This is a genomic window from Bradyrhizobium sp. WYCCWR15520 (assembly GCF_056174665.1).
The window spans coordinates 37,473-62,796 of the sequence record NZ_JBWBWM010000024.1; the positions used below are offsets into that span (position 1 = coordinate 37,473).

The following is a 25,324-nucleotide window of genomic DNA, read 5'->3' on the forward strand; positions in this document are numbered from 1 at the left end:
TCGTCCTCTGGTTTCAGGCGGAGCCGACTAACTTAATATCTGGCTGGACCAGTTCGGCAGCCGGCGCGTGACGATTTTGGTTAGCAGGCTGATTAGCATAGCCGTGAGCAGATTTTTCAACGCGCTTCGACCAGGACCGGTAGTAGGCGACGGCCGTCATGATTACGATGCCGGCGGTTCCAACCAGCAATTGAGCGATAATCCCGTCGGAAGTCATCGTCAGGATAAAATACCCGATGAATGAAAGGTAGATGCCGACGGCAAACACTTCGAGGGATTGCTGGCCGCATTTGATCAGCGGTTTCCAGATCGCAGCCTGCAGCCCTGCCGCATCGATCGGTATGAACCGCGCACCCAGAATGATCACGATGGCGAGATGCAGGAAGCGATAGGGCGCCAGATTGGTCTTGTCGTTCGGGTTGAAGGCGTCGAACAGAACGCGCGGAAACAACGTCTGAAGCTCCGGTATCAGCCCGGATAGCGTCATGACGGCCGCAAAAAGCAAATAAGCCAGCCCGACCACGAGGACGGCCCGGGAGCGCACCAGGAAATGCAGCGTATTGGCGCCACCGAGCGCCAGCCATGCGCCAAGCACGAAAAGAAGCTGCCACGCGAACGGATTGAAATACCAAACGCCCGATGGATAGGAGGGCAGATTCCAGCCTAATTGCCGGGCGGCGAAATACAGCGATACAGATCCCAGCATCACCCAGTTGCGGTGCCTGAGCATCAGCCAGAGCACCGGCGGAAAGGCACCCATCAGGACGACGTAGAGCGGCAGCACGTCGAGGTTCAGCGGCTTGTACCGGAGCAACAGCCCTTGCGTGATGGTTTCGACCGGTGCGTTCAGCAGCGGCACGACATTGAACCGGTCTATGAGACCGGGCGCGTTGAAGCTGTTTGAGAGCAAATGGACGGAAGCCAGATAGAACACGAACAGCAGGATGTGGGCGGCGTAGATCTGCCACACGCGCCGCAGCAGCCTTGTCGTTCCGAAGACGAAGCCGCCCTCGAGCATTCGTCTGCCGAAGACGAGCGCCGAGGTGTAGCCGGAGATGAACACGAACAGGTCGGCGCCGTCGCTGAAGCCGTAATTCCGGAACGAAAACCAGGCCAGCACGCTGGTGGAGACGTGGCCAAGGAACATCAGCCAGTTGGCGAGGCCGCGGAACAGATCTAGCCGCAAATCCCGCTTCGACGGTGGCAGTGCAAGCTCGACCTTCATTTACTCCTAGCCCACATTTGACAGGCGTCGAGACTTCGGCAGTATCGATGCAGTCGGGAATATCTATCCTGTGAAGCCCTTCGGCGATCATAGGCGCAAGCAGCAAGCCTTGCTTGAGGTATATCAAGGCCCCGCCCGGGGGGTCCTGTATCGGTGAGGTGGATTACGACTACCTCCGGTCTATCGTCCCTAATCTTTGCCTGCGACGTCCTGAGTAAATGGCGCATTCCACAGAGGCGGAGCTGCAAAGGGACGAGTTCTGATGATGCTGGCGTTTAGTCTCGCCACCTTGACGCCGGCAGAGTCGGCTTCGCCTCAAGAGCAGCCCGGCTAACCTTTGCGCTGAAGAATTGCGCGAAGTGTCATTCAATCGACAGGGTCTCGCCGAGCCGGCTCAAGATTGCGCCGCCGTTTCGGACGCTGCATGAGCGTTACCCGATCGAGACCCTTGTAGAGGCACTGGCCAAGTCATCTCAACCGGCCATCCCACCATGCCCGCCTTTCAGCTCGAGCCGGACCAGCTTGGCAACCTGCTGGCGTATCTGTCCCTCGAATAGGCGAACCGGTTCACGGCTCCAGTCGAGCTTTCTCTTCGCATTCCTGCCGGCGGGCCGCGGTGGCCGATTGTGGCGCAGCAAATGCTCGGAATTTGCTTCTGTTTTCGCGGCATTGCGGATATGGCCCGACTTGCTGATAGCTCGACCCGGTCGAAGAAGTGCACAAACTTGCTCCTACGCAGCCCGGGTACTCTGTAGGGTCCGATGTCGATCTCGGAAAAAGATTGATAGCGAAGCGATGAAGCCGCTCACGAGCAGAAGCCAGTCTTGCGGCACATTCAGGAGAGCGGCGGCGCTGCCACCAATCAATGACCAGACGAAAGGAACAACAAAAAGCCAGCTCGGCACAGGACGCAAGGTCAGCAGCAGCATTCCAAACGTGAAAATTGTTATTGGGCAAGGCGTGACGCCGAACATTGGCATTTCGGGATAACGATGCCCAGTGGCTAAGCCAATCAATGGATAAGCGATCGCTGCATAGGCCACTAAGGAAATTCCCACTCCGGTCGTTAGGATGGGTCGCAGGCCAAAACGAACTTGATCGCGATACACGCCTGCATAAACAAGATAGCAGCCCTGGACGATGAACAGCGCAGCAAAAATGTAGGCAGCGTTATTGATCGCGGAGAATGAAAGTGCGTGATAGGCAACACCGGTCCACAGCCACATCGCGGCCAAAATCCCGGTGATGACGCGATCAGCGGCTCGTGTTTTCCGAAAGAGTGATGCGACTGAGAGGGTGCCGAGCACATACGCTGCAATTTGGATAGGCCAAATGGCTTGGTTGTAATTCACAAACACCCCAAGGAATTGCTCTGACGTAAAGGGCAACATGGGTACGCTCCACCTGCGCTTCGGATGAAGGCGCGAGAACGCCCTCTAGCAATTTCAATACGTTGGCAGCCGTTTCCAAATAAGGAAGGCGGTCCGAACGGGAGGCCGATTAACAACGCCGGCAGTCCGCCGCTTCGAGCCGATGCCCGCTTTGATTGCGAATCGATAAGCTCTTGCGACGTTTTATTGCTCGTAAAAAATGAACCGTCGCATTGCGTCAAAACCTGCCGTTCGTTCACGCATGGTCTCGACGCTCCACAGCCGCGGCCGACTGAGACAATTTCCAATCACCCAGAGCTCTCAGAGCGTTCAGGATAACGGGCATGGAAGGGATCGATCGAACTTCCTACTGCTGCCGAACCGATTTCCCGTGCATAAACGCTTGCATCTCTTCCTGGGTAAGCCGTCCATCTTTGTTGCTGTCCATTGCCTTGAAAATTCGCTCGTGAGCCACCTGAAACTCCGTTAATGAGATGGTCCCGTCGCCATCGCCGTCCATCAGAGCGAACATCATACGCAACATGATGGGGGGCCCCATTCCGCCCCCGCCCATCATGCCGCGACCCATCATGCCTCCTCCCATCATACCTCCTTGCCCAGTCGTGCCGGCCCCTTCGTGACCCACGGGATGGGATTGTGCTTGTTGCTGATCTGACTGAGACATCATTCGGTCCTGAGCAATCGCACCGACAGCACCATACGCCAGCATGAGAGCAGATATCGTGAGTCCTAAAACGCGCCTGTACATTTCGAACCTCCTCAGAAAATCATCCCCCGATTAGTTCCGCACACGCTGCCGTGATTGACTACCGAGATCGTTCGCCCCGCGCTATTGAGCCGACTAGCGGACATTGCAGCCCGCGTTGCGGAATTGTCCGATCACGCGACTGACAAGCTCGGGCGTCGGAGTGGGCGTTCCGGTGTGCTGATAGTCGAGCTTCATTGCCTTCCATTTGAACGCAACAGATATTTGTGGTCGATTTTATCTCCGAGATATCCAGACGTCTCGATTGCCGTGTGGAGACCCATCTTCTTGGCGCCAGCAAGTATCGGTTCCGGCATGCCGCACCATTGGCTCGCCGCCCGAAATAGTCAGGCCGCCGTCAAGTGCGCGTAGTGCCGGCGCAAAGCCGCCGAACCGAGCGATGATCTGTTGCGCTGAACGTATGTTCCATCTTTTAAATGCCACGTATCGGGGTTGTGACAATACGAGCAGCGCAGCAGGCAGCCCGAGACGAAGAGGACGACCCGGACGCCGGGCCCGTCGTAGCGTGATGAGGTCTCGTAGGAATGGGCGTAGCCGAATTCGCCGCCGGCCTCCTCCGGCGCCTGGCTTTTATCCGGCGCGTTCGGGGAAATTCGACGCGTAGATCGTGGCGGTTACCGGGCTCTAGGATTCCGAGATGTGACATGGTAGCCCTCCCTCAGACTGGGTCGTGGAAGGTGCGGCTGATGACATCCTGCTGCTGCTCGCGTGTCAGCCGGATGAAACTTCACGGCATAAAACCATCTTTGTTGGCCTGCGATAATTTTAAGCCACCAAGAGTGGCGGAAATACCGCTTCCCAATCTATGTCGCTTTGCTTTGGTGCGACCCCTTTGGGCGTCCACGCAGTTTCGAACCGATTACCGCATTCCGTGCAAGACCAGAGATTGAGAACAAGCCGTTCGCTGACAAATTCGGACCGATCTGGAGCAACCACCTCCTCGCCGCATCCGGGACAAACCTTTCCCCACTGGCGCCGAATATTGGATTCTGTTTCCATTATTACGCCCTCCCTTGTTTGCCCTTATCGTCCGCCTCGAGAACGAGGAGTCTTTTTTATTTGGAATAGAATCAAGCTACCTAGTCGTCATCCGCATTGATCTCGATCAAACGGCAAACAATTCCCCTTTTGCGAGATCATCGCTCAACCTGCCACCTAAAATGGCGATCCTGCCCCTTAATTGACATAGGAGAACGATGTCCGGGGAAAGACTGGAAGATTTGCTATTTTTGAAGCGACGAAGGTTCACCGCAGGAATTCACATGCCTCGACTTCAAACGCATTCACAAATCGATATCTGCCGACCAACTGCGCAAGAGCGACCACTTCCTGATCCGCGAGCAGAATGCGGTGCCGTTCGACCCCAATGCAGGTTGGAAAGCGGGCGATCTAATTTCCGACTACGCGATCAGCCGCGAGGATTCCGCGAGGTCAGCAGCCGACAATAACGCGATCGCCAGCTGGAAGGACGGCTTGTGGACCAACATGATGGTCCGCCCGCTCGGTCTGACGAATGATGACGACAAACCCCTTGGGGAGGGTGGCGTCTACAACGTGGGCTTTCGCCGTGCATGACGACAACATCACGACGCGCGGTCACCACGTGTCGCTCGTCAAGACACTCGGATTTGGCCCCAAGGCCGATTTCGAGGCTGTCAAACTTCCTTGATCCGAGCGCTCGTGGTCAGGAACACGGCCGGGACCATCATCGATCACTGCGCGCGAAATTTGCGAACCGACACCCGGAGCAAGGTCGTAAGCGTGGCCTAGAGGGAAGTGGAGTCCGGCTCGCGCTGAGGTGGCGTCCGGTCGCGCCGCGGCGGGAGGTCCGGGCAGAGGACGAGCTTACCCTCGAGACCGCCCGCTTCGAGCCGGCGGTGCGCCTCGGCGACCTCATCGAAAGAAATCCGCTCGGCGACGCGCGGCTGGATCGCGCGACTAGCCAACAGCTCGAAGAGCCGCTCCAGGTCCTCCCGGAACCAGACCGGATGGCGCGCCCGCATCGCATTGATCGAGTAGAAGCGGACACGCTTGCCGCCTGGCAGCCACCCCCACAGATACAGGCGCGCCATCGACACCAGAATGGCGAGCATCCGACGCTGTGCCTGCACGCCTGCCGTGTAGCCATAGGCGCAGAGTTGGCCGCCGGGCTTGAGCGCCGCCAACGAGCGGCGACCGCCGTCCTCGCCAATGCCGTCGAAGACGACGTCAAATCCGCCCGGCAGGACGAGCGTGAAGTCTTCGCGTTGGTAGTCGATCGGCATGGCGCCCAGCTCGCGGACCAGCGCGGCGTGGTCGCCGCGCGCGGTGCCCCACAGCTCAAGCCCGGCCATCCGGCCGAGCGTGAGCAGCGCCTGACCGACGGCGCCGGCGGCTCCATGCACGAGCACGCGCTGGCCTCGTTGCACCCGGGCCGTGCGGTGTAGGAGCTGGTATGCGGTCGTCCAGCTCAAGATCAGCGTGGCCGCCTCCGCCGCGTCGACGCCCGCCGGCACGCGGGTCAGGCCGTCGGCCCGGAGCGTGCGATAGGCGGCATTCGACCCCACGACCGTCATATCGGCCACGCGCTCGCCAAGCTGAAAACCGCTCACGCCCTCGCCGAGCTGATCGATTTCCCCGACGACGTCATAGCCCAGCACGAACGGCGGCCGGAGGTGCATCGTTTGCGGGTAGAGGTGGCGCCGGATCACGACGTCGGTGTACACCACGCTCGAGGCGAGCACGCGGACCCGCACCTCGCCCCGGCCGGCCGACGGCAGCGGAGCGTCGACCACCTCCAGCCCCTCGGGACCGCCGAAGCGGCTGACTTGAACAACCCGGTTGCGCGGCTCCTCCATGGGCAGACTCCTTGCAGCTCATGATCTAGCGCAGGGCAGGAAAACGTTCCGCGGCTGTTTTGCCAACCGAGCCGCTGTTCCGCCGCATGCGGTAGCCGCAGTCAAGGCTCGGCTCGATCAGCGACACCCCCGGATGTGTCTTCAGCAGGCGACGAGATCGGTGTGCCCAAAGCCCTTGGAGTAGTCGAGCACAGAGATGACCGTCGGTGTCAGGCGGAAGATGCGGACTTCGGAAGGTTTCGGTATCGGTAGGTCGACCCCCTTCTGGTCCGGGTACCGCGACATCAGGAGCCCTACGGCCTTTTCGGCTTCGGCTGGGTCGGCCACGATGTTTGCCCGCGCCGCTATGGATAGCCCAGTGATGTCCATCACCTGGGCGGGATCGTCATCGATGGCCAGTGAGACGCGGTCGTCGCGCGCCAGGTTCGACGCTTTTTGGCTATCCGGGCCGCAGAGGAAGTAGATCGCAAAGCCGTCGTTCGCATATCCCACGGTGGTCACCTGTGGCCACCCGTCCGGCCGGAGCGTCGCAATTCTCATGGTGCGATGCTGATCCAGGAGCGCAAGGATTTTCCGCCTGAATGAGTCATCCATCGATCGCCTCCACATCAATAACAACTATTTTAGCAGCGGTGGAATGGGCACCTTTGAGGAATCTCAACGTTTTCTGGGGGCAATGTGACATTCTCGTATGCCGCTCGGGGGCGTGAGGACGAGTGGTGCAATGGACGCCTACCTGCTACTGCGCTTTGCCCATCTGCTCGGCCTCATGCTTATGTCGGCCGGCCTCGTCGGCGTCTTCGTCTCTGATATGCGTTCGCGCCAAGTGCGCGACCTGAGGCTTTTCGCCCAGGCGGTGACCCTGATCGCCGTGTTCTACGATGGGCTAGTCGTTCCGGGGGCGCTCATTCTGCTCACCAGCGGCACGTGGTTGATCGTCTCCTACCACGGTGGATGGGACTTTCTGAGTGTCCCGTGGCTTGCCGGAATGGTCCTTCTCTTCGCCTTCGAATTCATCGAGGGGAACACGATCACGCGCCTGTACTTCATGCGGCTGCGGCGCCTGACGCGCCAGGCCATCGCCGCAGGAGGAGTGACCCCGGAGCTTGCGCGAGCGCGTAGCGAGCAGCTCGCGTCGTTCACGCATTTCTTGGACATTCCGATACTTCTGGTGATTGTCTCGCTTGGTGCGCTGCGACCAAGCGACTGGATGCAATTTGTCTGGGCGACCGCGCTTGCGGTGGCGGTCGCTTCGGGACTGAATTACGCAATCCCGCGCATACATCCCTGGAACGGCGAGGATCAACCGCGCGCCGAAATCCAAACAGATTAAGCTAGATCCATCGCAGTGAGCCCATACCAATGCTGCAGTAACAGCAGCAGCTCTGACACCCGCTCCGGCGGCGCGTTGGCCCGAGCACCGTCACTCACCAGCTCGTCCGTAAAGCTCAATTGACCGATCTGCCGCTCCGCCATCGGGCAGCGAATCTCTCGCTAAAGAATCATCCGACGCCAACTTATGCAAAGCCCTCGCAATAGCGCGATGTCCAGTCGAAAGAATCAGGTGGGTGGCTCATTTCCAGCTTGTGCATCAACTCCGGCTCTACCGGCGGGCAACTCGCTGACCGATTGCGAAAGAAATTCAAAACGTTCCTATCAAGCGTGGCCCGGCGATCGTTTCACCTGCTCTTGCTCGTTGAGTCTCTTGGATCGACCGATGCACGCGATGCCGAGGCATTCTCGGTGAACCTTGATCGCATCACGAGCACGGCGCGAAAAGGGCACGGAAATGACAGTCATGGCCGGCGCCCGATTTAGTTGGAGCCCCGACGAAAACCGCCGCGGCCTGCCCCAACTCCTAAGCCGCCTGCGTCGAGCGGTCGGCACCCCCGTTCAGGCGGTTCGTTGGCGACTTTAGTGACTTTATGAGTCTCGCCAAACGTCGCATTGAGCGATATCAAAGGCACGTCGAGGATACCTCACGAACGAATCCGCGCGCCCAGAGGGGTGATCGAATGAGCGGACTGCGATACCAGTCAATTCTGAGGTCAATACAACGCCCTACGCGGATGAACCGGGACTGGGGTCTGTTTCTTGTCGCTGGCATGATCAGTTTGACCCTATCGACGGCGATGGCGGCCGATGCGGATCATGGTGCAGAACTCGCAAATCGCTGGTGCGCTTCCTGTCACGTCGTCGGCAGCGAGCAGAAGCAGGCCAGTGCAGATGTTCCTCCGTTCTCGGCAATAGCGCAAAAATCGGATTTCAGCGCCGAGAAACTGGCGTTCTTTCTGCTGGAGCCACATCCTAAGATGCCAAATTTTCCGCTGAGCCGAAACGAAGCAGGCGATATCGCCGCCTATATCGGATCGCTTCGAAGATAGGCCGCTGCCGGCGCTAGGCATACGTTCAATTGAATTGGGACGGAATTTTCAACCGCGCTCATCAGTGCTGAACGGCTTCGGCACGACACCTCGCCGTGACTGCCAAAACGATCAGGTCCAGTTTTAGCCTCCACCTTGCCTGGACACCCTCGATCAGATGTTACTCCGTGAAGATCACCTCTCTGCGCTGACGTATCTTAGGACCCCAAGACCATTGCGATGAACAGCAGCGACATTCGCTGATGGTGACGCATGCGCTAGGGCCGCCGGTATCGATGGGCCTATCTGGAGGAAGGCCCCGAACTCAGGCGGGTTCGGTCACATTTGACAGATCGACCAATTCCGTCTCGGCTATGGCGAAACCGCGGTTCGATGTCCCCCACGTCAATAATTGTTCGGATAGGGCGTTGTAAGTCGGCATTGAAGGATTCCTGTGAGAACCGAGAGTTTGCGCCGAACGCTAACTCGAGTCTCCATTGTCAAGGCGCAAATGACGGAGTTTTCGATTGATCAGTTAGTCTACACTGCAGAAGGCGCAACCACCGGCGTGGTCGGTTCGAGTCTGGTTAGGCGATGATCACTCGCCTGCTACCGCCGAATAATATATCGTTGAGGCCGGCCGTCCTGGTACATTAGTGGGCCTGCACCGTCCAGGCGATCATGTTCTTCGCAATTCGGCCGAACGCTTCGCTGAACGCGGCGACCGCCTCGGCCGGCGCGACGGTCGCAAACTTCTCGCGTTCTTCGAACAGCCGCGAGGCGACGACCTTGCCGTTCTTGTCGACGATCCTGGCCGATAACGCGATTTCGGCAGCCGGTTCGGATTCAACGGCAATGCGGAACCGCCTGACATCGATCAGCAGCTGGAATTCGGTCTGCCCGACGTCGGCCATGCGCAGCGGCGCATGCGCGATGTCATAGTTCTCGAAACTTTCGATCAGCCGGGCCTGGATCAGTTTCGGCAACGCATCGGCCCACATCGCCTCCGCGAACCCCGGGTGTTCCTGCGCCGGCGAGAACAGGAAGCGCTGCGTCTCCAGCATCGCGACCGCCGTCGGCTCCGGGATCGCCCATTGCACGCTGATCGCCTTGCCCACCGGTCCCGGATTCTGGAGCGCGCGCAGATCATAGGTGATCTTCGGCGGCGGACCGGTGACCCCGGTCATGCGCTCGAGGCCGGCGACGATGCCGTCGAGCTTACCGGTGTTGCGGGCGAGGCCTTCCGAAAACACCTTGAAATTGGCGATGGTGTCCTTCAACGCCCCCGAATTTTCCGACAGCACCGTATCCACCTTGCGCAGCGCATCGCGTGCGGCCTGTGTCATGCCCTGCCCAGCACCCGGCTCCGCGACCAGTGTCGGCACCTTGCCGCTCTGCGCGACCTGCGTGCCGCCTTCGAGTGCGATCACGGGCACGCCGGTCAGGCCCTGGAACTCCAGGCCGACCTTGGTGTCGGCGCGCACCGGCGTTGTCGAGGCGACCGAAATGGTTGCATTGACACCGCGTGGATTGCCGGGCGCAAGGCCGAGCTCCGTCACCTCGCCGACCCGAATGCCATTGAACAGCACCGCCGCGCCGACAAGCAGTCCCGGAACCGAGCTCTCGAACTGCACGTGATAGCTGGAGCGTGGCCCGAGCCCGCCGGTGTTCTGCAGCCAGTAGACGAAGCCGAACACGGCAACGATGGCCGCCAAGACGAAGGCGCCGACAATGACGAAGGGAGCGCGGGTTTCCATCTCTTTAGCTCGCTCTGGGTTGCAGCATCTGGGAACGCTTGCCGTGAAAATAGGCCCGCACCCAGGGATGCTCGGATTGAAGAAGTTCGCGCATCGGTCCGATGGCGACGATCTTGCCGTCGGCCAGCGCCGCGACGCGGTCGCAGACGGTATTGAGGCTGGCGAGATCATGGGTGACCATGAAGACCGTCAGCCCCAGCGTTTGCTGCAGTGTCTTGATCAAGGCGTCGAAATCGCCGGCGGCGATCGGATCCAGCCCCGAGGTCGGCTCATCGAGAAACACGATCGCGGGATCGAGCGCGAGCGCACGCGCCAGCGCCACGCGCTTGGTCATGCCGCCGGACAATTCGGAGGGAAACTTGTCGCCATCCTCCGGCTTGAGCCCGACCATTTCGAGCTTGGCGGTCGCAATCTCGTCCATCAGGGCGTCCGACAGCTCGAGATTCTCGCGCAACGGAAACTGGATGTTCTGTCGCACCGTCAACGAAGAGAACAGCGCCCCCTGCTGGAACAGGATGCCCCATCGCCCGGCCGCGCTCCGCGTGGCGCGATCGTGGTTGATCGGCGAACCCATCACCTCGATCTCGCCGCCCTGCCGCGGGATCAGCCCGATGATGGTCCGCATCAGCACCGACTTGCCCCCGCCGGAAGCGCCGACCAGGCCGAGGATTTCGCCACGGCGGACATCCAGTGCGAGGTGATTGATGACGACGTGGCGGCGGAAGCCGACCACGAGATCGCGCACCCGAATGGCAAATTGTTCAGCCGTATCCTGCATCGCTACATTCCGATCGATGCAAAGAACACCGCGAACAACCCGTCGAGCACGATCACCAGGAAGATCGACTTGACGACCGACGTGGTGGTCTGCTTGCCGAGCGACTCCGCACTGCCCTTCACGCGCAGGCCTTCGCTGCAGGCGACAATGCCGATCACCAGCGCCATGAACGGCGCCTTGATGATGCCGACCTCGAAATGGGTGACGGAGACGGCGTCATGCAGCCGCGCGAGGAAGATCGCCGGCCCCATGCCGCCGTAGAACCAGGCCACGAGGCCGCCGCCGTAAAGCGCCGCCATCGCACCAATGAAGCTCAGGATCGGCAGCGCACAGACCAGCGCCAGAACCCGCGGCAGCATCAGGACTTCGATCGGGTCCAGTCCCATGGTCGAAAGCGCATCGATCTCCTCGCGCATCTTCATGGAACCGAGTTCGGCGGTATAGGCGCTGCCCGAACGCCCCGCGACCATGATGGCGACGATCAGCACGCCGAGCTCCCGCAGCACGAGAATGCCGACCATGTCGACAACGTAGGAATCCGCGCCGAACTTGCGGAAATGGAAGATGCCCTGCTGCGCGATGATGGCGCCGATCAGGAAGGTGATCAGCACGATGATCGGTATCGCCTGCCAGCCGACGCGATAGAGCTGGTAGGTCAGCGACGTCAGCCGCAACGATCGCGGCCGGCGCAGGACGCCCAGGATAGCGACGCATAGCGCGCCCAGCATCTGCAGGAATGCGGCGACGTCTTCGCCTGCACCGATGGTGGCGCGGCCGATATCGTAGAGCTTTGCCACGACGGGATTGCGCGCCGGGGCTGGCGCCGGCATTCGCCGGTTGACCTGGCGGACCTCGTCGATCAGGCCGGCGTAATTGTCAGCAACGCCAATGATATCGGCGCGGTGGCCGGCCGAAGTGGCCCGCCGCGACATTTTTTCCAATAGCCAGGCGCCGAGCGTATCGAGTTCGCGCACCCCGGTCATATCAACCTTGATGGCGGCGGCGCGATCGAGCTGCGGCGCAACGTCATTGGAAAGCCGTTCGAGCGTCGTCGCATTCGCAGCCGTCCAGGAGCCCGCCGGACGCAGTTCAAGCGCATCGCCTGATGGCGTCGCCGTTAACAGAGGTGCGGTCGCCAAGATGATGTTCCCTCAATCAGATAGCTCCCTTTTTCTAGGCCCGGGGCGCGGCACCCATGTTGACCTGCCTCAAGGCAGACGCGCCTGAGTAACCCGGTTGACCCAAATCAAAAGGCGTCGCTGCGGTCTCACCTACAATTTGAACCGCAAGGAAAGCGAGCGAGCGCGATGTTCAAATCAGGCGGGCTGGGTGACGAGTTGCAGGCGCTCAAAAGCGAGATGTCGCGCCTCTTGAACATGCCTGCCGACGACATGCTTGAGGCCGCAAAGAGCCGATCCGAAGCGCTCGCCGAGCCGATCAAGACGACCCTGCGCGAACTCGGCGAAACCTTGAGCGAGGAAGAAGATCATGTCGAGCGGTTGATCGCGGAGCGGCCGATTGCGGCGCTGGCATCGGCCTTCGCGCTCGGCATTGCCATCGGTTTCATGCTGAGGAGGCATTGACGTGAACAGCGAGAACGTCGTCAAGCAGCTGCGGGCGCTGTGGCGCACCGACCGCATCATCGCCGAGATCCGGATGCGGCACATGCTGGTCGGGTTGGGCCTGCGGGCGTTTGCCGCGCTGATCGCGGTTTTTGGCCTGCTGATGCTGGAACTATCGGCCTATTTCGCGCTGGTGCAGATCTGGAGCGCGATTTCCGCGGCCGCGATTCTTGCCGTCGCCAATTTCGTGATCGCGGCCGTCTTGTTCGTGGTTGGCGGTAGGCCGCCCTCGGGCCGCGAACTCGAACTGGCCACTGACATTCACGGCTCCGCGGTCGAGGCCCTGCAAAGCGAAGTCCGCGCGCTGCAATCGCAATTCACCGGCATGGTGCAGCATCCCCTGAATAGCGTACTGCCGTTGGTGCTGGTGCCGCTGATCACGATCATCGTCAAGAGCCTGAAGAAATCCAGGGCAACCGCCCCTGCGGCGAAAGTCATGTCCGAGCCGAACTGATCACGGCGAAGGTAGCAGCCTCATACCGGAAAAACCAAGGAGCCATACGAGATGTCCAAGACCAGAACCAAGACCAAGCCGAAGCCGATCCTGAACGCTTCCCTGCCGGCGCAATTCCGGCAATTCCGCCTCGCGCTGGCCCGCGAGCCCGGCCATCCCGAGGGAGATGCCGAGGTGGCCTATATCATCGTGGCGCCGCTCGATTCCGAGGATCGCATCGATGCAGGACTGTGGCGCGACCATCGCGACGCCTGTCGGGTCGTACGCCAGCGCCCGGACCAGCAAGACAAGCATGGTCACCTCGTTCATCGGTCGGGCGGCGGCTGGGCCTTCCATTATGACGGCGAAAGCGATCTGACCGATGAGGTCGGTTTTCATTTTGCGGATGAGCGGTTCGTCGTCGGCGAATATGTTTCGATCAACGAGCGCGGCAAAATGCACACCTACCGCGTAACGGCAGTGTCGTATCTCTGAACACCAGGGGCGTTTTCGGCCTGCCGTTTTGCAGCCCGACGTCCTTGGCGGTTCGGAACGCTCGAAGCAAGGCAACAGTCTATGGCGACAAACAGCGAGCCGACGTCTGAGGCCACGGAAAACCTGATCGAAATTCGCGTAAACGACATCGCGCAGCTGTTTCACACGCTCGATCCCTTTCCGTTTCGGGAAAAAGATCTCGCCGACGAGGCCGAGGACTACATCGTGGGGTGGGCACAGGAGATGCTGGCTAACCGCCCCATCAGGATTGTGGTGCACAGTCCAGACACGCAGTCACAGATAATGACTTCCAACGAGCTTGTTGAGGCCTTCAACCACTATTTTTCCGGCCGTGCCCTCGTCGTTCAACGTGATCTCAATGAGCTATTTCGTGTAGGCCGGCGCTCTCTGGCAATTGGCGCCTCAATACTTGTAGCCTGCTTTTTGCTGGCCCATTTAGCTGGGGGCTATCTGGCGGAATCCGCGTTCAAGAGACTGGCTGAAGAGAGCTTCTTGATCCTCGGCTGGGTGGCCAACTGGCGACCTCTCGAAATTTTCCTCTACGATTGGTGGCCGCTCGCGCGCCGACGTGATCTGTTTAACCGTCTCTCGGTAGCAAGCGTCGAGCTCAAGCCGTACGCCATCAAGGTCGAGACACCCTCCATGTTCACATCGATCCGAGCAGATCACGAGGCATAGTGTTTCATTTTCTGAAATCGCAAGGACGGTACCGCGGCCTCAATGAAGCGGATGCCCAGGCCCGGCTGAAGGCCGAGGGACATAACGAGCTCCCACAACCCGACCGTCGCACGCCGTTTCGAATAGCGGTCGAGGTACTACGCGAACCGATGCTGGCGCTGCTCGTGGTCGGCGGGATCGTCTACCTGGCGCTTGGCGACCTGAAGGAGGCGATCATCCTGGTCGCCTTTGCCACAATGTCGATCGTGATCACCGTGGTGCAGGAGACCCGCACCGAGCGCGTTCTGGAGACGCTGCGCGACCTCACAAGCCCCCGCGCGCTGGTCATTCGCGACGGTGAGCGCAAGCGGATCACAGGCCGCGATGTGGTACGGGGCGACCTCATCGTCCTTTCCGAAGGAGATCGGGTTCCTGCCGATGCCGTTCTCTTCCAGTGCCAGGATCTCCAAGCCGACGAATCAACTCTGACCGGCGAATCCGTCCCCGTGCGCAAGGTCGCTTGGGACGATCGTACCGAGTTCGGACCTCAGCGGCCAGGAGGCGACGATCTGCCTCAGGTATTCTCCGGCTCGCTAGTGGTGCGAGGTTCGGGACTGGCGGAGGTGACGGCAACCGGAGTGCGAAGCGAGATCGGCAAGATCGGCCAATCGCTGGCCGGGCTCCAAACCGAACCGCCGCGCCTACAGGCGCAAACCCAACGTGTTGTCAGGCTGTTTGCCGTTTTGGGCGGCGCGGTGAGCGTGCTCGCGGTCCTGCTTTACGGAACCATGCGCGGCGGCTGGCTGGACGCTGTACTGGCCGGAATTGCGCTTGGCATGTCGATGCTGCCGGAAGAATTCCCGGTCGTCCTGACCGTCTTCATGGCCCTGGGCGCATGGCGAATCTCGCTCGCGCGCGTGCTGACGCGGCGCGCGGCCGCCATCGAGACGCTGGGTTCAGCCACCGTACTGTGTACCGACAAGACAGGCACCCTCACCGAGAACCGGATGACGATCGTGGAGCTGAGGCTGAAAGGAGAGAACGCTTTTCGACCCGGCAACGGGGCGGAAATGCCTGCGCAATTCCGCGACTTGAGCGAATTCGGTTTGCTCGCGAGCGCACCGGAGCCATTCGATCCGATGGAGCGGGCATTCCATACCCTGGCGCGCGAGCGGCTGGCAGAGCCCTCGTGTCAGCACCCGAACTGGAAGCTCGTTCACGCCTATGGTCTCCGTCCCGACCTGCTTGCTGTGACCCATATCTGGCAGCCGGACAGCTCGCGTCAGGAATATGTCGTCGCCGCCAAAGGTGCCCCCGAGGCAATCGCCGGTCTTTGCAAGCTGGGCGCCACGGACCGCGCGGCGCTGATGCAATCGATCGATGAGATGGCCTCGGCTGGTCTGCGGGTATTGGGTGCCGCCCGTGCCACGCATACCGGGCCGAGCTGGCCTGGGTCACCGCGCGAACTGACGTTCGAATTCCTGGGACTTGTCGGGCTGGCCGATCCGCTGCGCGCCGGCGTCATCGCGGCGGTGCGCGAATGCCAGTCGGCCGGCATCAAGGCTGTCATGATTACTGGCGACTATCCGGCGACCGCAAATGCAATCGCACATCAGGCCGGCTTCGAACGCGGGGAGCTCATTACCGGCGAACGGCTAGAGAAAATGAGCGATGCTGAACTGGCAAGCCGAGTGGAGACAGCAAGCGTTTTCGCGCGGATCATGCCGGAACAGAAGCTTCGTATCGTCAATGCGTACAAAGGCAATGGCGAGGTCGTCGCGATGACGGGCGATGGCGTCAACGATGCGCCGTCACTGAAGGCCGCCCATATCGGTATCGCGATGGGCGGCCGCGGAACCGATGTGGCGCGCGAAGCTTCCGCCATCGTGCTGCTCGACGACGATTTTGGCTCGATCGTCAAGGCGATCCGTCTCGGACGCCGCATCTACGACAATTTGCGCAAGGCGATGAGCTTCATCTTTGCCGTTCACGTTCCCATTGCAGGCCTGGCGCTGCTGCCGCTGGTGTTTGGCCTGCCGCTCTTGTTCGGACCGATCCATATCGCCTTTCTCGAAATGGTGATCGATCCCGTCTGCTCGCTGGTGTTCGAGGCCGAAACCGAGGAAGATGACGTCATGCGCCGGCCGGCGCGCGCTCCCGACGAACCGCTGTTCTCCTGGGCGCTGATCGGCTGGAGCGTGCTGCAGGGCTCGCTGGCGTTTGTGTTGGTGGCCGCTATTTACGTCTTAGCGCTCCAGTCCGGCATGCCGGTACCGGAAGTGCGGGCGCTGGCGTTCTCTTCGCTGATCGTGGTGATCGTCAGCCTGATCCTCGTCAACCGCTCTTTCAGCGCGTCACTGCTGACCGCGCTGCGGCGGCCAAACCGGGCCTTGGCCGCAGTGCTGACCGCCGTTGCCGCCATCCTGGCCCTCACCTTGCTTTGGCCAGTCGCAAGCAGCCTCTTTACTTTCGGACCGCTGCACGCCGGCGATCTCGCCCTCACGCTCGGTGCCGGCGTGGTCGCGCTCGTAATCCTTGAGATGCTGAAGCCGGTGTTGCGCCCACGACTGCAGTCCTAAAACTAACAAGTCCAGGTCCTTGCGATGGATCAAACGGGTACGCCGGCGGAACGCTAGATTGCGTCTCGAAAACGGAGAGTCTCATGGCATTCAAGGACATTCTGCTGACGCTGACGAGTTATCCCGATCCAACCCCGCTCTCGGTTACCGAGGAGGCAGTTTCGATCGCCGCAACCCTCGGCGCCCACCTTGCCGCCGTTGCCTGCGAGGTGCACGTTGAGATCCCCGGGCATTTCCTTTCCGGCTCGATCGCCAACGTCCCCGGCATCCTGGCCGGCGAAGCGGAAAAGAGCCGCAAGAGCGCCAGGGACATGCTGGCCGCTTTCGATAGCGCGGCGAACAAGGCCGGCGTTCCCCACGAAACCTATCTCGAAAAATGCCCGACTTTCCGCGTACCCGACCTGCTGGTCGATTATGCAAGGCTTCGCGACCTCACCATCGTGCCGGTGCCGGAGAGCTACGACCAGTGGTATGCGGAGACGGTGATATTCGGCTCCGGCCGGCCGACCCTCATTGTACCCGAAAGCCCCCGCCCGCGTCCGTTCGAACTCGGAACGGCGGCGGTTGCCTGGGACTTCAGCCGCGCGGCGGCCCGGGCGGTTTCGGATGCGCTTCCGCTGCTCGAAAAGGCAAAAAAGGTGCGCATCGTCACCGTTACCAACGAAAAGAAGCTCGATACCAAGCATTCCGCCGAAGAACTGGCAAAAAACCTGGCGCGCCACGGCATCGACGTGGTGCTCGACAAGGTCGATGCGAAGGGTCGAGGGATTGGCGAGGTTCTCGAAGCCTATGCTGCTTCGCACCAGGTCGACGTCCTCGTGATGGGCGCCTATGGGCACGCACGATGGCGCGAATTCATCCTCGGAGGCGCCACCAAGAGCCTGCTGTCGAAGCCGCCGCTCCCGATTCTATTTTCGCATTGAGGGCCGCTTCAGCTTTCGTTGCGCCGTGGAGGTCCGATGGCGGAAGACACCAACAGAGATAATTCCCGTCCGCCATTGAAAGTCCGCCGGGTCAGCCTGGACACGGGACGCGAAAACGTCGTCGTAATTTCGCGCCACTCCAGCGCACTGCGGCCCGACCTATTCCGCGGCTTCAGCCGGGTGGAATTGCAGTGCGGTTGGAAGATGTTACTTGCCACGCTCCTGATCACGGACGACGACGCCCTGATTGGATCCGATGAAGTCGGGCTTTCCGAGCCAGCGTTTCGGCGCTTTGCCGAGCCAGCGGGCAGTCTCGTGACAGTCAGCCCGGCAGCACCGCCTGAAAGCCTCGATGCTGTTCGCGGCAAGATTCAGGGCCGAACGTTCGAGCCGGCCGAGATCGACGCCATCATCAGCGACCTCACGCATTACCGCTATTCGGACATGGAGATCGCGGCGTTCCTGATCGGCTCGGCAAGCTTCATGACCAGCCGCGAGTTGCTCGCTTTGGTCCACGCGATGGCGGTGGCCGGGACACAACTGAAATGGCCAAGCCCCATCGTCGTCGACAAGCATTGCATCGGCGGCATTCCGGGAAACCGCACCTCCATGATCGTGGTCCCGATCGTCGCGGCGCATGGCCTCACCATTCCCAAGACATCATCGCGTGCGATCACCTCTCCGGCAGGCACAGCCGATACCATGGAAGTGCTGGCACGGGTTGACGTGTCGGTGGAAGAGATGAAGGAAGTCGTCGCTGCGTGCCGCGGTTGCCTGGCCTGGGGCGGACACGTCAATCTTTCACCGGCGGATGACATTCTCATTTCCGTCGAACGCCCTTTGTGCCTCGATACCCGCGAGCAGATGGTTGCCTCGATCATTTCGAAGAAGCTCGCGGCGGGTTCGACCCATCTGCTGATCGACCTCCCAGTCGGACCGATGGCCAAGCTTGCCAACGCGACAGAAGCGATGCGGTTACGCAAGCTGTTTGAGTTCGTCGGCGACCAATTCGGCATTGCGGTAGAGGTGATAACGACCGACGGCCGGCAGCCAATTGGCAACGGCATCGGCCCGGTTCTGGAGGCCGGCGATGTGATGGCTGTTCTCGCCAAGGACGCAAGCGCGCCAGCCGATCTGCGCGAAAAATCCCTGAGACTTGCCGCGCATCTACTGGAATATGATCCCCAGCTTCGCGGCGGGGCAGGTTACGCGCGCGCTCGCGAACTGCTCGACAGCGGCGCGGCTTTAAAGAAAATGCAGGAGATCATTGATGCGCAGGGGCCTTCGACCTGCCGCAACGACATCGGAAAACTGACATTTGACGTTCGCGCTGACAATGATGGCTCCATTTCCGAGATCGACTGCCTGCAACTGAACCGTCTGGCACGGACCGCGGGCGCGCCGATCGACAAGGGTGCTGGCATTAAGCTGTTCTGCAAGATCGGCGATCGTGTAGAGAAGGGCCAGCCACTCTACCGAATCCACGCCTACGACCGGGCGGAACTCGATCTTGCCGTCGCCGCTGCAAGGCGCAACAGCGGCTACTTCGTCGGCGCCCGCCATCCGGCTCCCATCGAGGCCGCCCCGTGAGCGTAGCCGTCATTCAAAGCCTGCCATCGTCATCCCGCGACGCATCCCGGCTCGCCGCGCAACTTGCCTTACCGATTCACGAGATCGCCATCCATACGTTCCCCGACGGCGAAATGCGGGTGACCGCCGGACGGGCAGCGTCCACGACGATCATCTATGCCTCGCTCGACCGTCCCAACGACAAGCTCATTGCCCTGACACTTGCTGCCGAAGCACTGCGGCGGGGCGGCGCGCAACGCCTCGTGCTGGTCGCGCCTTATCTTTGCTACATGCGGCAGGATACGGTCTTCCACGTGGGTGAAGCGATCAGCCAGAGGGTGATCGGCCCGCTCCTCGCCCGATGCATGGACCGCGTCATCACCGTTGATGCACATTTGCATCGCACCGCTGACATCAGGATCGTATTTCCCGGTATCGAGTCCGATAATCTCTCGGCCATGCCGGCCATATCAGACGCGTTGCGCAAGACCGGTCTCGATCCCATGACTGTTGTGGCAGGACCGGATGCGGAGTCTCTGCCCTGGGTCAGCGACCTCGCCGACCGGCTCGGCCTATCCTATACAGTTGCGAAAAAGACCCGCCGCGGCGACCGCTCCGTCGCAATCGAATTTCCGAACCCGGCATGCGTTGCCGGCCGTCCCGCCCTGATTGTGGACGATATCGTGTCGTCCGGCAGCACCATGATCGCCTGCGCCAAGGCGCTCTCCGCGGCCGGCGCGACGACGATCGATGCCGTCGTCACCCACGCGCTGTTTCCGGAAGAACTTTGCCGTGAAATGACTTCGACAGGCATTCGCTCGATCCGATCGACCTACAGCGTGCCTCATTCCACCAACGCCATCGCGCTCGACAACTTGCTCGTCGATGCCGTGAAAGGCGAATTGATGCACGAACATGCTTCGGAGATTTCTCGATGAGTGTGACCATCCGGTTTTGCGGCGCAGCGCGCACCGTCACGGGCTCTTGCTATCTCTTTGAAACCCGGGCCGGACGTTTCCTGGTCGACTGCGGCCTGTTTCAGGGACAAAAAACCCTGAAGGAACTGAACTATGGAGCCTTTCCGTTTCGCGCGGCCGACGTCGATGCGGTGCTGCTGACCCACGCCCATATCGATCATAGCGGACTGCTGCCCAAACTCGTGCGCAACGGCTTCGCCGGCCGTATCCATGCGACGCGCGGCACGATCGATCTCTGTTCCTATATGCTGCCGGACGCCGGCAGCATCCAGGAATCGGAGGTCCTAGCGCTAAATCGGCGCAACACTGCCCGCGGTCGCGCTGAGGTCAGTCCGATCTATACACAGGCCGACGCGACCGCCTCGCTGCAATCGTTCACTCCGGTCGAATATGAAACATGGATCGACGTGATACCAGGCGTTCGCGCGCGTTATTGGAACGCCGGACATCTGCTCGGCTCTGCCTCGATCGAGATCGAGTTTGCCGATGGGAATACACCAGGTAAGCCAATGCGCATTCTCGCATCCGGCGATATCGGACCGGACGCCAAATTGCTCCAGCCCGATCCCAGCGCCCCTTCGAGCTTCGACTATGTCATCGCTGAATCGACCTACGGCGACAGGGAGCGACCCGTGACCTCCCCAGATGCGCGCCGCGCGCGTCTGGCCGAGGAAGTCCGCGACGTCGCAACCCGCAAGGGCGCGCTGCTAATTCCGGCCTTCGCGGTGGAGCGCACCCAGGAACTTCTCGTCGATCTGGTCGACCTGATGGAACGCGGCGACATCCCCCCTGCTCCGATCTTTCTCGATTCTCCGTTGGCGATCCGCGCGACGGAGGTATTCCGCAAGCACGCAGAAAGCCTCGATCCCGAAGTCGACCTCCGCCGGCTGTTGAACTCGGCGCAGCTGCGGTTCACCGAGACGGTCGATGAGAGCAAGGCGATTGCCAAGCTGACTGGCTTTCACATTGTCATCGCGGCCAGCGGCATGTGCGACGCTGGGCGTATCCGGCATCATCTGCGGAACTGGCTGTGGAACGCCAGAGCTACCGTGTTATTGGTTGGTTTCCAGGCCCAGGGAACGCTCGGCCGGTTTCTCGCCGATGGCGCCAGGGCCGTCCGCATCCAGGGCAACGAGATCAAGGTCGCGGCAAGCATCCGCAGCATCGACGATTATTCCGGACACGCCGACGGATCGCAACTGGCACGATGGATCGCCGCGCGCCGCCCGATTCTGCGCGGCCTGTTTCTCGTCCATGGCGAGGAGCCCGCCATTGCCGGCCTCGCCGAACGCGTTTCCGAGCGCATCATTCCGGCGGCGCGGGTGTTTCAGCCGCTGCTGGATGACATATACGAATTGTCCGCCGCTGTGCCCACGCCGCTCGACGCGGCGCGCCGCCGGCGGCTGGCCCCGGAGGCCGTGGTTGCGCTCGACTGGCACAATGACCTGTCGAAGCTCGTCCTCGACATCAACGACCGCATCGAGGTCGCCGCCGACGATCGCGCGCGCGGCGTTATCATCAGGCGCCTGCGGCGAGCGTTGTCCTGACCCATACGAATCTCGATCACTCCGGCGCCCTACCCCTCCTTGTGAAGCTTGACTTTTCCGGCAAAATTTTCTGTTCGCGTCCATCGACCTGTGCGGGATCGTCCTGCCGGACTCAGGACACCTGCAGGAGAAGGACGCCGAGTTCGCCAATCGCCACGGCTTCTCAAAGCACAAGCCGGCGCTGCCGCTCTACACGGAACGGGACGCGCGGAAGGCGCTCGAATTCCTACGATCGCTGCCTTTTGACAAGGACCATCCACTGACTGGCGGAGCCGGCGTCCGGAGCATGATGGCCATCATGCCCACCGATACCGACGGTCCCTCGGGGCCTGCCCTTAAGGCATCGCCCCGAATTTTCCCCTGATTTTCGCAGTGCTATCAATGACACCGTGAATTTCGTTTCCCGAATGGAGGCGGAACATGGGTCAGCTCTATTTCCATTGCTCCAACGCAAGAGGCACATTGCCTAATCGATCCGGCGCCGCGGTAGCCGATTTGGCCGAGGCACGTGACCACGCCACTAGCGTGGTGCGCTCGCTCCTTATGACGCGCCGCTCCGAAGATTGGCGCGGCTGGGTCTTGCACGTCAGTGATGATCGCGGCGATGAGATCTTCGTCATGCCCTTCGCCTTTGTGCTCGGCAAGCCACATTGAGAGGGCGCCATGTCAGTCGCCCGACGGTCAGTGGTGGTTATAGGTCACCACTTGAAGATGACCATGGCGAGGTGGCGGAAGCTGCTTGAAACTGCCCGCGATCCCTATCCGCCCGAGCGTCACTACATGCGAGGCCCGGGCCCAAAGTGGCACGCGAAGCATCCACTTAGCCAAAACGGCGTGCTCTAGTTCCCTATAGATGCGAAATTGGCGGTTGCCGGAACGGCTGGCCCATCTCGGCAAAGGTACTCGGTCGTCCTTCGAATGCGCGCAAACCTGCTGGCGCCGTATTGAAAGCGAGCAGCATGCGGAAAGTTCGAGCTAGTCGTCAGCGTCAGCCTATTTCAGATGCTTGGGGGACCCTCGCCTCACTACCGTGTCCCGACAAATCTGATGCTCTCACGGCGTGATTGCCACCTTCAGCATTCCGTCCCGCTGATTCGCGAATAGGTCATAAGCCCTCTCGATCTCGTCCAGCTTGAAGCGGTGAGTAACGAGGGGACGAGTATCGACCCGCCCCGATGCGATCACTTCCATCAGACGGCGCATGCGCTCCTTGCCGCCCGGACAAAGCGTAGTCCGAATGGTGTGGTCCCCAAGCCCGGCCAGGAAGGCATCGAGCGGGATTTTAAGGTCGCCCGAGTAGACGCCCAAGGACGAGAGCGTGCCGCCGGGTCGCAACACGCGTAGCGCCCCCTCGAAGGTCTCCTGACGTCCGAGAGCCTCGATCGACACGTCGACCCCGCGACCATCGGTGAGCCGCATTATCTCCGACACCGGATTTGCTTTGGTGAAGTCCACCACGTGGTCAGCGCCCATGCGACGGGCCATCTCCATGCGGGCGGGCACGGAATCGACGGCGATGATGGTGGTCGCGCCCATTAGTCGTGCACCGGCGGTCGCGCACAGGCCAATAGGGCCTTGGGCAAAAACAGCGACCGTGTCACCAATGCGAATGGCTCCGCTTTCCGCTCCAGAAAATCCGGTGGACATGATGTCTGGGCACATCAGCACTTGCTCGTCGCTCAGGCCATCCGGAACTGGTGCGAGATTCGCTATTGCGTAGGGCACGAGCACGTACTCGACCTGCGTGCCGTCGATAGTGTTACCGAACTTCCAGCCTCCCATGGCCCTCCAGCCGTGCTTCGTGCCGGGCCCGTCCTGGGCATGGCAACCGCACAGCGCCGCATTGCTGTGACCTGAGGTGCAGATGGCGCCGGCAATCACCCGCTGTCCTTCCGTGTAGCCCCGCACCGCCGAGCCGAGCTTCTCGATCACGCCGACAGGCTCGTGCCCGATGGTCAGTCCTCTTGCGACCGGATACTCGCCCTTCAGGATGTGGACGTCGGTGCCGCAGATGGTCGTGGTGGTGATGCGGACCAGGGCATCGAGTGGCCCCACATCGGGAATCCGTTTCTGGTCCAGCACGATCCTCCCCGGCTCGACGAAGATGGCTGCTTTCATTTTCATGGACGTACCTCCCTCCGTTTAGCCGCCACGGTCCGCTGCCGTGCTCTCGCACGTTTGCTTGATCCTCAAACCGTCAGGCGGCCTGGACCTTAAGGCCCAGGCAGGGCGGCTTTGAGGTATCGACCGATCAGCAATGCCGTCGGATAGGACACTTCTTCTTCAGTGCGGGCATGTGCCATCAACTTCTCGGCGAAGTGCACGTATTCTAGCTTGTTTTCCGCCTTTGCGGCTTCAACCAAACCCTGGAGCGCCGTCACGATGTCCTTGTGCTCGGCGAGCATATGCGGCAGTTCGGCTTCGAGCCTGTCGGTCATCTTGAGTGCCTCGCCCAACCGGACTCGATCTGACCCTTCGACAGCGCACCGAGCAGGCCAAGCGGCGGCAAGGCACACTCTTCCTCTTTGACGAAATGCGGATGCATCAGTTTGGCGACGGCTTTTGCCGCTTCGCCGGTGCGTCCGCCGGCCTTGGTTGCGCGCGCCAAGTCGCTGTGTAGTTCCTCGTGCTCGGCCTTTAGTGAAGGCGGTATCTGGAACTTCATGGCTCTCTCGTTGTCACGGGCCGAGCGCTGCCAAGCGCCCGGCCTTTAGTAAGTATCTTTGACGTTAATCAGCGTGCTGCTCGGCGCCTTTTCCGAGCGCCGCCTGGTGCAGGTTCTCGGCGAAGGTAATAAAGCCGAGTTCTGCGCTGACGCGCTCCCGGCTGTGCGGCACTTCGGCGGCGGTCTTGGGCTCCAGAGGTGCCTTCTGGAGTTCGCGCACGTGCGCGAGTCTTTCGTTCAACGCATGCTCGATCTTTTCCATGAGCACTGCCTTGAGCTTCGCCAGATCGCCGGTTTCTACCGCATGCTCCGCAGCCGGAATTACTGGCCCATAGTCGATGCCGGCGGGCTTTAGCCCCGTATACGCGGCGCCTTCGCCGGCGCGGTGCAGTCGAATCACCGTCTCCATGACGGCTTGGTCCGCGAGCTCCCGTGCATCGGCCCCGAGGCCGCGCACCTTGCGCGACTTCTCAAACGCCGCACGTATTTCCGCCTCGGCCGTTGCCGGCGCGTAGGCCAACACCGGATTGATATTCCCGGTTTCAAGCGCCTTTTGAACGGCTTTTGCGACTGGCCCGTCGAGTGAATCGCAGTGAGCCTGCGCGCTCTGTGCGCCAAACATAATTCCGGCGGCAACGATTGCAGCGATCAACATCTTAAGCTTAGTCATGCTGCACTCCTGGATTGATGTTTGCACGCGGGTATAAATGTCTTGTTTA

General features: G+C 61.0%; 26 protein-coding genes and 1 pseudogene. 14 read left to right on the forward strand and 13 right to left on the reverse strand.

The window, feature by feature from the left end; genetic code table 11:
- Window positions 1-13: 13 nt before the first annotated feature.
- The gene (locus tag AC0QUY_RS26095; protein ID WP_161853595.1) at window positions 14-1,225 is read right to left on the reverse strand and encodes an OpgC domain-containing protein; all 1,212 of its coding nucleotides are present in this window, start codon (window positions 1,223-1,225) and stop codon (window positions 14-16) included.
- A gap of 262 nt (window positions 1,226-1,487) precedes the next feature.
- Here AC0QUY_RS26095 and AC0QUY_RS26100 point away from each other — a divergent pair.
- Window positions 1,488-1,782: pseudogene (locus tag AC0QUY_RS26100) on the forward strand (c-type cytochrome).
- A gap of 174 nt (window positions 1,783-1,956) precedes the next feature.
- Here AC0QUY_RS26100 and AC0QUY_RS26105 read toward each other — a convergent pair.
- From AC0QUY_RS26105 to AC0QUY_RS26115, 3 genes are all read right to left on the reverse strand, one after another.
- A complete protein-coding gene (locus AC0QUY_RS26105; RefSeq protein ID WP_475389071.1) occupies window positions 1,957-2,616 on the reverse strand; it encodes a DUF6064 family protein in 660 nt (219 codons plus the stop codon).
- Window positions 2,617-2,962: 346 nt separating this feature from the next.
- Window positions 2,963-3,364, reverse strand: a complete 402-nt coding sequence (locus AC0QUY_RS26110) for an EF-hand domain-containing protein (protein ID WP_475389073.1) — start codon at window positions 3,362-3,364, stop codon at window positions 2,963-2,965.
- A gap of 344 nt (window positions 3,365-3,708) precedes the next feature.
- Window positions 3,709-3,975 carry a 4Fe-4S cluster-binding domain-containing protein gene (locus tag AC0QUY_RS26115; RefSeq protein WP_161856585.1) on the reverse strand — a complete coding sequence of 89 codons (267 nt, stop codon included), beginning with the start codon at window positions 3,973-3,975 and terminating at the stop codon, window positions 3,709-3,711.
- 715 nt (window positions 3,976-4,690) lie between these two features.
- Here AC0QUY_RS26115 and AC0QUY_RS26120 point away from each other — a divergent pair.
- Entirely contained in the window at window positions 4,691-4,957 is a 267-nt protein-coding gene (locus AC0QUY_RS26120) for an ethylbenzene dehydrogenase-related protein (RefSeq protein WP_475389172.1), read from the forward strand.
- 191 nt (window positions 4,958-5,148) lie between these two features.
- On the opposite strand, the gene AC0QUY_RS26125 is transcribed toward AC0QUY_RS26120, so the two are convergent.
- On the reverse strand, window positions 5,149-6,219 hold the full coding sequence (locus AC0QUY_RS26125; RefSeq protein ID WP_475389075.1) for a medium chain dehydrogenase/reductase family protein: 1,071 nt from the start codon (window positions 6,217-6,219) through the stop codon (window positions 5,149-5,151).
- A gap of 141 nt (window positions 6,220-6,360) precedes the next feature.
- Window positions 6,361-6,813, reverse strand: a complete 453-nt coding sequence (locus AC0QUY_RS26130) for a pyridoxamine 5'-phosphate oxidase family protein (RefSeq protein WP_475389076.1) — start codon at window positions 6,811-6,813, stop codon at window positions 6,361-6,363.
- 130 nt (window positions 6,814-6,943) lie between these two features.
- Between AC0QUY_RS26130 and AC0QUY_RS26135 the strand changes: the two genes are divergently transcribed.
- Both AC0QUY_RS26135 and AC0QUY_RS26140 read left to right on the forward strand, forming a co-directional pair.
- Window positions 6,944-7,552: a DUF2269 family protein gene (locus tag AC0QUY_RS26135; RefSeq protein WP_475389077.1), complete on the forward strand. Its 609-nt coding sequence runs from the start codon at window positions 6,944-6,946 to the stop codon at window positions 7,550-7,552.
- Between the two features lie 736 nt (window positions 7,553-8,288).
- On the forward strand, window positions 8,289-8,603 hold the full coding sequence (locus AC0QUY_RS26140; RefSeq protein WP_161856584.1) for a c-type cytochrome: 315 nt from the start codon (window positions 8,289-8,291) through the stop codon (window positions 8,601-8,603).
- 632 nt (window positions 8,604-9,235) lie between these two features.
- Here AC0QUY_RS26140 and AC0QUY_RS26145 read toward each other — a convergent pair.
- From AC0QUY_RS26145 to AC0QUY_RS26155, 3 genes are read right to left on the reverse strand one after another with little or no spacing between them, the layout of a single operon-like run.
- Window positions 9,236-10,339, reverse strand: a complete 1,104-nt coding sequence (locus AC0QUY_RS26145; protein ID WP_475389078.1) for an ABC-type transport auxiliary lipoprotein family protein — start codon at window positions 10,337-10,339, stop codon at window positions 9,236-9,238.
- Window positions 10,340-10,343: 4 nt separating this feature from the next.
- Complete coding sequence (locus AC0QUY_RS26150) at window positions 10,344-11,117, reverse strand: ABC transporter ATP-binding protein (RefSeq protein ID WP_161853587.1); 774 nt, start codon at window positions 11,115-11,117, stop codon at window positions 10,344-10,346.
- Between the two features lie 2 nt (window positions 11,118-11,119).
- Complete coding sequence (locus AC0QUY_RS26155) at window positions 11,120-12,256, reverse strand: ABC transporter permease (RefSeq protein ID WP_161853586.1); 1,137 nt, start codon at window positions 12,254-12,256, stop codon at window positions 11,120-11,122.
- 168 nt (window positions 12,257-12,424) lie between these two features.
- Between AC0QUY_RS26155 and AC0QUY_RS26160 the strand changes: the two genes are divergently transcribed.
- The 10 genes from AC0QUY_RS26160 (at window position 12,425) to AC0QUY_RS26205 (ending at window position 22,594) form a co-directional block, all read left to right on the forward strand.
- A complete protein-coding gene (locus AC0QUY_RS26160) occupies window positions 12,425-12,700 on the forward strand; it encodes a hypothetical protein (protein WP_475389079.1) in 276 nt (91 codons plus the stop codon).
- Between the two features lies 1 nt (window position 12,701).
- Window positions 12,702-13,193 (forward strand): phage holin family protein, encoded by a 492-nt coding sequence (locus AC0QUY_RS26165; RefSeq protein WP_161853584.1) that lies wholly within the window; start codon window positions 12,702-12,704, stop codon window positions 13,191-13,193.
- 51 nt (window positions 13,194-13,244) lie between these two features.
- Window positions 13,245-13,667: a hypothetical protein gene (locus AC0QUY_RS26170; RefSeq protein WP_475389081.1), complete on the forward strand. Its 423-nt coding sequence runs from the start codon at window positions 13,245-13,247 to the stop codon at window positions 13,665-13,667.
- Between the two features lie 81 nt (window positions 13,668-13,748).
- Window positions 13,749-14,366 (forward strand): hypothetical protein, encoded by a 618-nt coding sequence (locus AC0QUY_RS26175; RefSeq protein WP_161853582.1) that lies wholly within the window; start codon window positions 13,749-13,751, stop codon window positions 14,364-14,366.
- Window positions 14,366-16,924: a cation-translocating P-type ATPase gene (locus tag AC0QUY_RS26180; RefSeq protein WP_475389082.1), complete on the forward strand. Its 2,559-nt coding sequence runs from the start codon at window positions 14,366-14,368 to the stop codon at window positions 16,922-16,924. The genes AC0QUY_RS26175 and AC0QUY_RS26180 overlap by 1 nt, the downstream gene beginning before the upstream one ends.
- Before the next feature lie 83 nt (window positions 16,925-17,007).
- Window positions 17,008-17,847 carry a universal stress protein gene (locus AC0QUY_RS26185; RefSeq protein ID WP_475389084.1) on the forward strand — a complete coding sequence of 280 codons (840 nt, stop codon included), beginning with the start codon at window positions 17,008-17,010 and terminating at the stop codon, window positions 17,845-17,847.
- A gap of 36 nt (window positions 17,848-17,883) precedes the next feature.
- On the forward strand, window positions 17,884-19,437 hold the full coding sequence (locus AC0QUY_RS26190; protein WP_475389086.1) for a thymidine phosphorylase family protein: 1,554 nt from the start codon (window positions 17,884-17,886) through the stop codon (window positions 19,435-19,437).
- Window positions 19,434-20,354, forward strand: a complete 921-nt coding sequence (locus AC0QUY_RS26195) for a ribose-phosphate diphosphokinase (RefSeq protein WP_475389088.1) — start codon at window positions 19,434-19,436, stop codon at window positions 20,352-20,354. The genes AC0QUY_RS26190 and AC0QUY_RS26195 overlap by 4 nt, the downstream gene beginning before the upstream one ends.
- Window positions 20,351-21,940: an MBL fold metallo-hydrolase gene (locus AC0QUY_RS26200; protein WP_475389089.1), complete on the forward strand. Its 1,590-nt coding sequence runs from the start codon at window positions 20,351-20,353 to the stop codon at window positions 21,938-21,940. Before AC0QUY_RS26195 ends, AC0QUY_RS26200 begins: the two co-directional genes overlap by 4 nt.
- A 420-nt stretch (window positions 21,941-22,360) precedes the next feature.
- Window positions 22,361-22,594 carry a DUF6894 family protein gene (locus AC0QUY_RS26205; RefSeq protein ID WP_475389091.1) on the forward strand — a complete coding sequence of 78 codons (234 nt, stop codon included), beginning with the start codon at window positions 22,361-22,363 and terminating at the stop codon, window positions 22,592-22,594.
- A gap of 399 nt (window positions 22,595-22,993) precedes the next feature.
- Here AC0QUY_RS26205 and AC0QUY_RS26210 read toward each other — a convergent pair whose 3' ends face one another.
- The 4 genes from AC0QUY_RS26210 to AC0QUY_RS26225 all read right to left on the reverse strand — a co-directional run bounded on the left by AC0QUY_RS26210 (window position 22,994) and on the right by AC0QUY_RS26225 (window position 25,275).
- On the reverse strand, window positions 22,994-24,064 hold the full coding sequence (locus AC0QUY_RS26210; RefSeq protein ID WP_475389092.1) for an NAD(P)-dependent alcohol dehydrogenase: 1,071 nt from the start codon (window positions 24,062-24,064) through the stop codon (window positions 22,994-22,996).
- Window positions 24,065-24,153: 89 nt separating this feature from the next.
- A complete protein-coding gene (locus tag AC0QUY_RS26215; RefSeq protein WP_475389094.1) occupies window positions 24,154-24,378 on the reverse strand; it encodes a hemerythrin domain-containing protein in 225 nt (74 codons plus the stop codon).
- Window positions 24,375-24,605, reverse strand: a complete 231-nt coding sequence (locus AC0QUY_RS26220; protein ID WP_475389095.1) for a hypothetical protein — start codon at window positions 24,603-24,605, stop codon at window positions 24,375-24,377. Before AC0QUY_RS26220 ends, AC0QUY_RS26215 begins: the two co-directional genes overlap by 4 nt.
- Before the next feature lie 64 nt (window positions 24,606-24,669).
- Window positions 24,670-25,275: a DUF6448 family protein gene (locus AC0QUY_RS26225; protein ID WP_475389097.1), complete on the reverse strand. Its 606-nt coding sequence runs from the start codon at window positions 25,273-25,275 to the stop codon at window positions 24,670-24,672.
- Between the last annotated feature and the right edge of the window lie 49 nt (window positions 25,276-25,324).

Coding starts and splice junctions, on each gene's coding strand:
- AC0QUY_RS26135 (WP_475389077.1), top strand. CDS start 6,944: ATGGACGCCTACCTGCTACTGCGCTTTGCCCATCTGCTCGGCCTCATG.
- AC0QUY_RS26215 (WP_475389094.1), bottom strand. CDS start 24,378: ATGACCGACAGGCTCGAAGCCGAACTGCCGCATATGCTCGCCGAGCAC.
- AC0QUY_RS26205 (WP_475389091.1), top strand. CDS start 22,361: ATGGGTCAGCTCTATTTCCATTGCTCCAACGCAAGAGGCACATTGCCT.
- AC0QUY_RS26225 (WP_475389097.1), bottom strand. CDS start 25,275: ATGACTAAGCTTAAGATGTTGATCGCTGCAATCGTTGCCGCCGGAATT.
- AC0QUY_RS26170 (WP_475389081.1), top strand. CDS start 13,245: ATGTCCAAGACCAGAACCAAGACCAAGCCGAAGCCGATCCTGAACGCT.
- AC0QUY_RS26160 (WP_475389079.1), top strand. CDS start 12,425: ATGTTCAAATCAGGCGGGCTGGGTGACGAGTTGCAGGCGCTCAAAAGC.
- AC0QUY_RS26210 (WP_475389092.1), bottom strand. CDS start 24,064: ATGAAAATGAAAGCAGCCATCTTCGTCGAGCCGGGGAGGATCGTGCTG.
- AC0QUY_RS26175 (WP_161853582.1), top strand. CDS start 13,749: ATGGCGACAAACAGCGAGCCGACGTCTGAGGCCACGGAAAACCTGATC.
- AC0QUY_RS26220 (WP_475389095.1), bottom strand. CDS start 24,605: ATGAAGTTCCAGATACCGCCTTCACTAAAGGCCGAGCACGAGGAACTA.
- AC0QUY_RS26185 (WP_475389084.1), top strand. CDS start 17,008: ATGGCATTCAAGGACATTCTGCTGACGCTGACGAGTTATCCCGATCCA.
- AC0QUY_RS26110 (WP_475389073.1), bottom strand. CDS start 3,364: ATGTACAGGCGCGTTTTAGGACTCACGATATCTGCTCTCATGCTGGCG.
- AC0QUY_RS26145 (WP_475389078.1), bottom strand. CDS start 10,339: ATGGAAACCCGCGCTCCCTTCGTCATTGTCGGCGCCTTCGTCTTGGCG.
- AC0QUY_RS26130 (WP_475389076.1), bottom strand. CDS start 6,813: ATGGATGACTCATTCAGGCGGAAAATCCTTGCGCTCCTGGATCAGCAT.
- AC0QUY_RS26140 (WP_161856584.1), top strand. CDS start 8,289: ATGAACCGGGACTGGGGTCTGTTTCTTGTCGCTGGCATGATCAGTTTG.
- AC0QUY_RS26125 (WP_475389075.1), bottom strand. CDS start 6,219: ATGGAGGAGCCGCGCAACCGGGTTGTTCAAGTCAGCCGCTTCGGCGGT.
- AC0QUY_RS26150 (WP_161853587.1), bottom strand. CDS start 11,117: ATGCAGGATACGGCTGAACAATTTGCCATTCGGGTGCGCGATCTCGTG.
- AC0QUY_RS26190 (WP_475389086.1), top strand. CDS start 17,884: ATGGCGGAAGACACCAACAGAGATAATTCCCGTCCGCCATTGAAAGTC.
- AC0QUY_RS26200 (WP_475389089.1), top strand. CDS start 20,351: ATGAGTGTGACCATCCGGTTTTGCGGCGCAGCGCGCACCGTCACGGGC.
- AC0QUY_RS26095 (WP_161853595.1), bottom strand. CDS start 1,225: ATGAAGGTCGAGCTTGCACTGCCACCGTCGAAGCGGGATTTGCGGCTA.
- AC0QUY_RS26105 (WP_475389071.1), bottom strand. CDS start 2,616: ATGTTGCCCTTTACGTCAGAGCAATTCCTTGGGGTGTTTGTGAATTAC.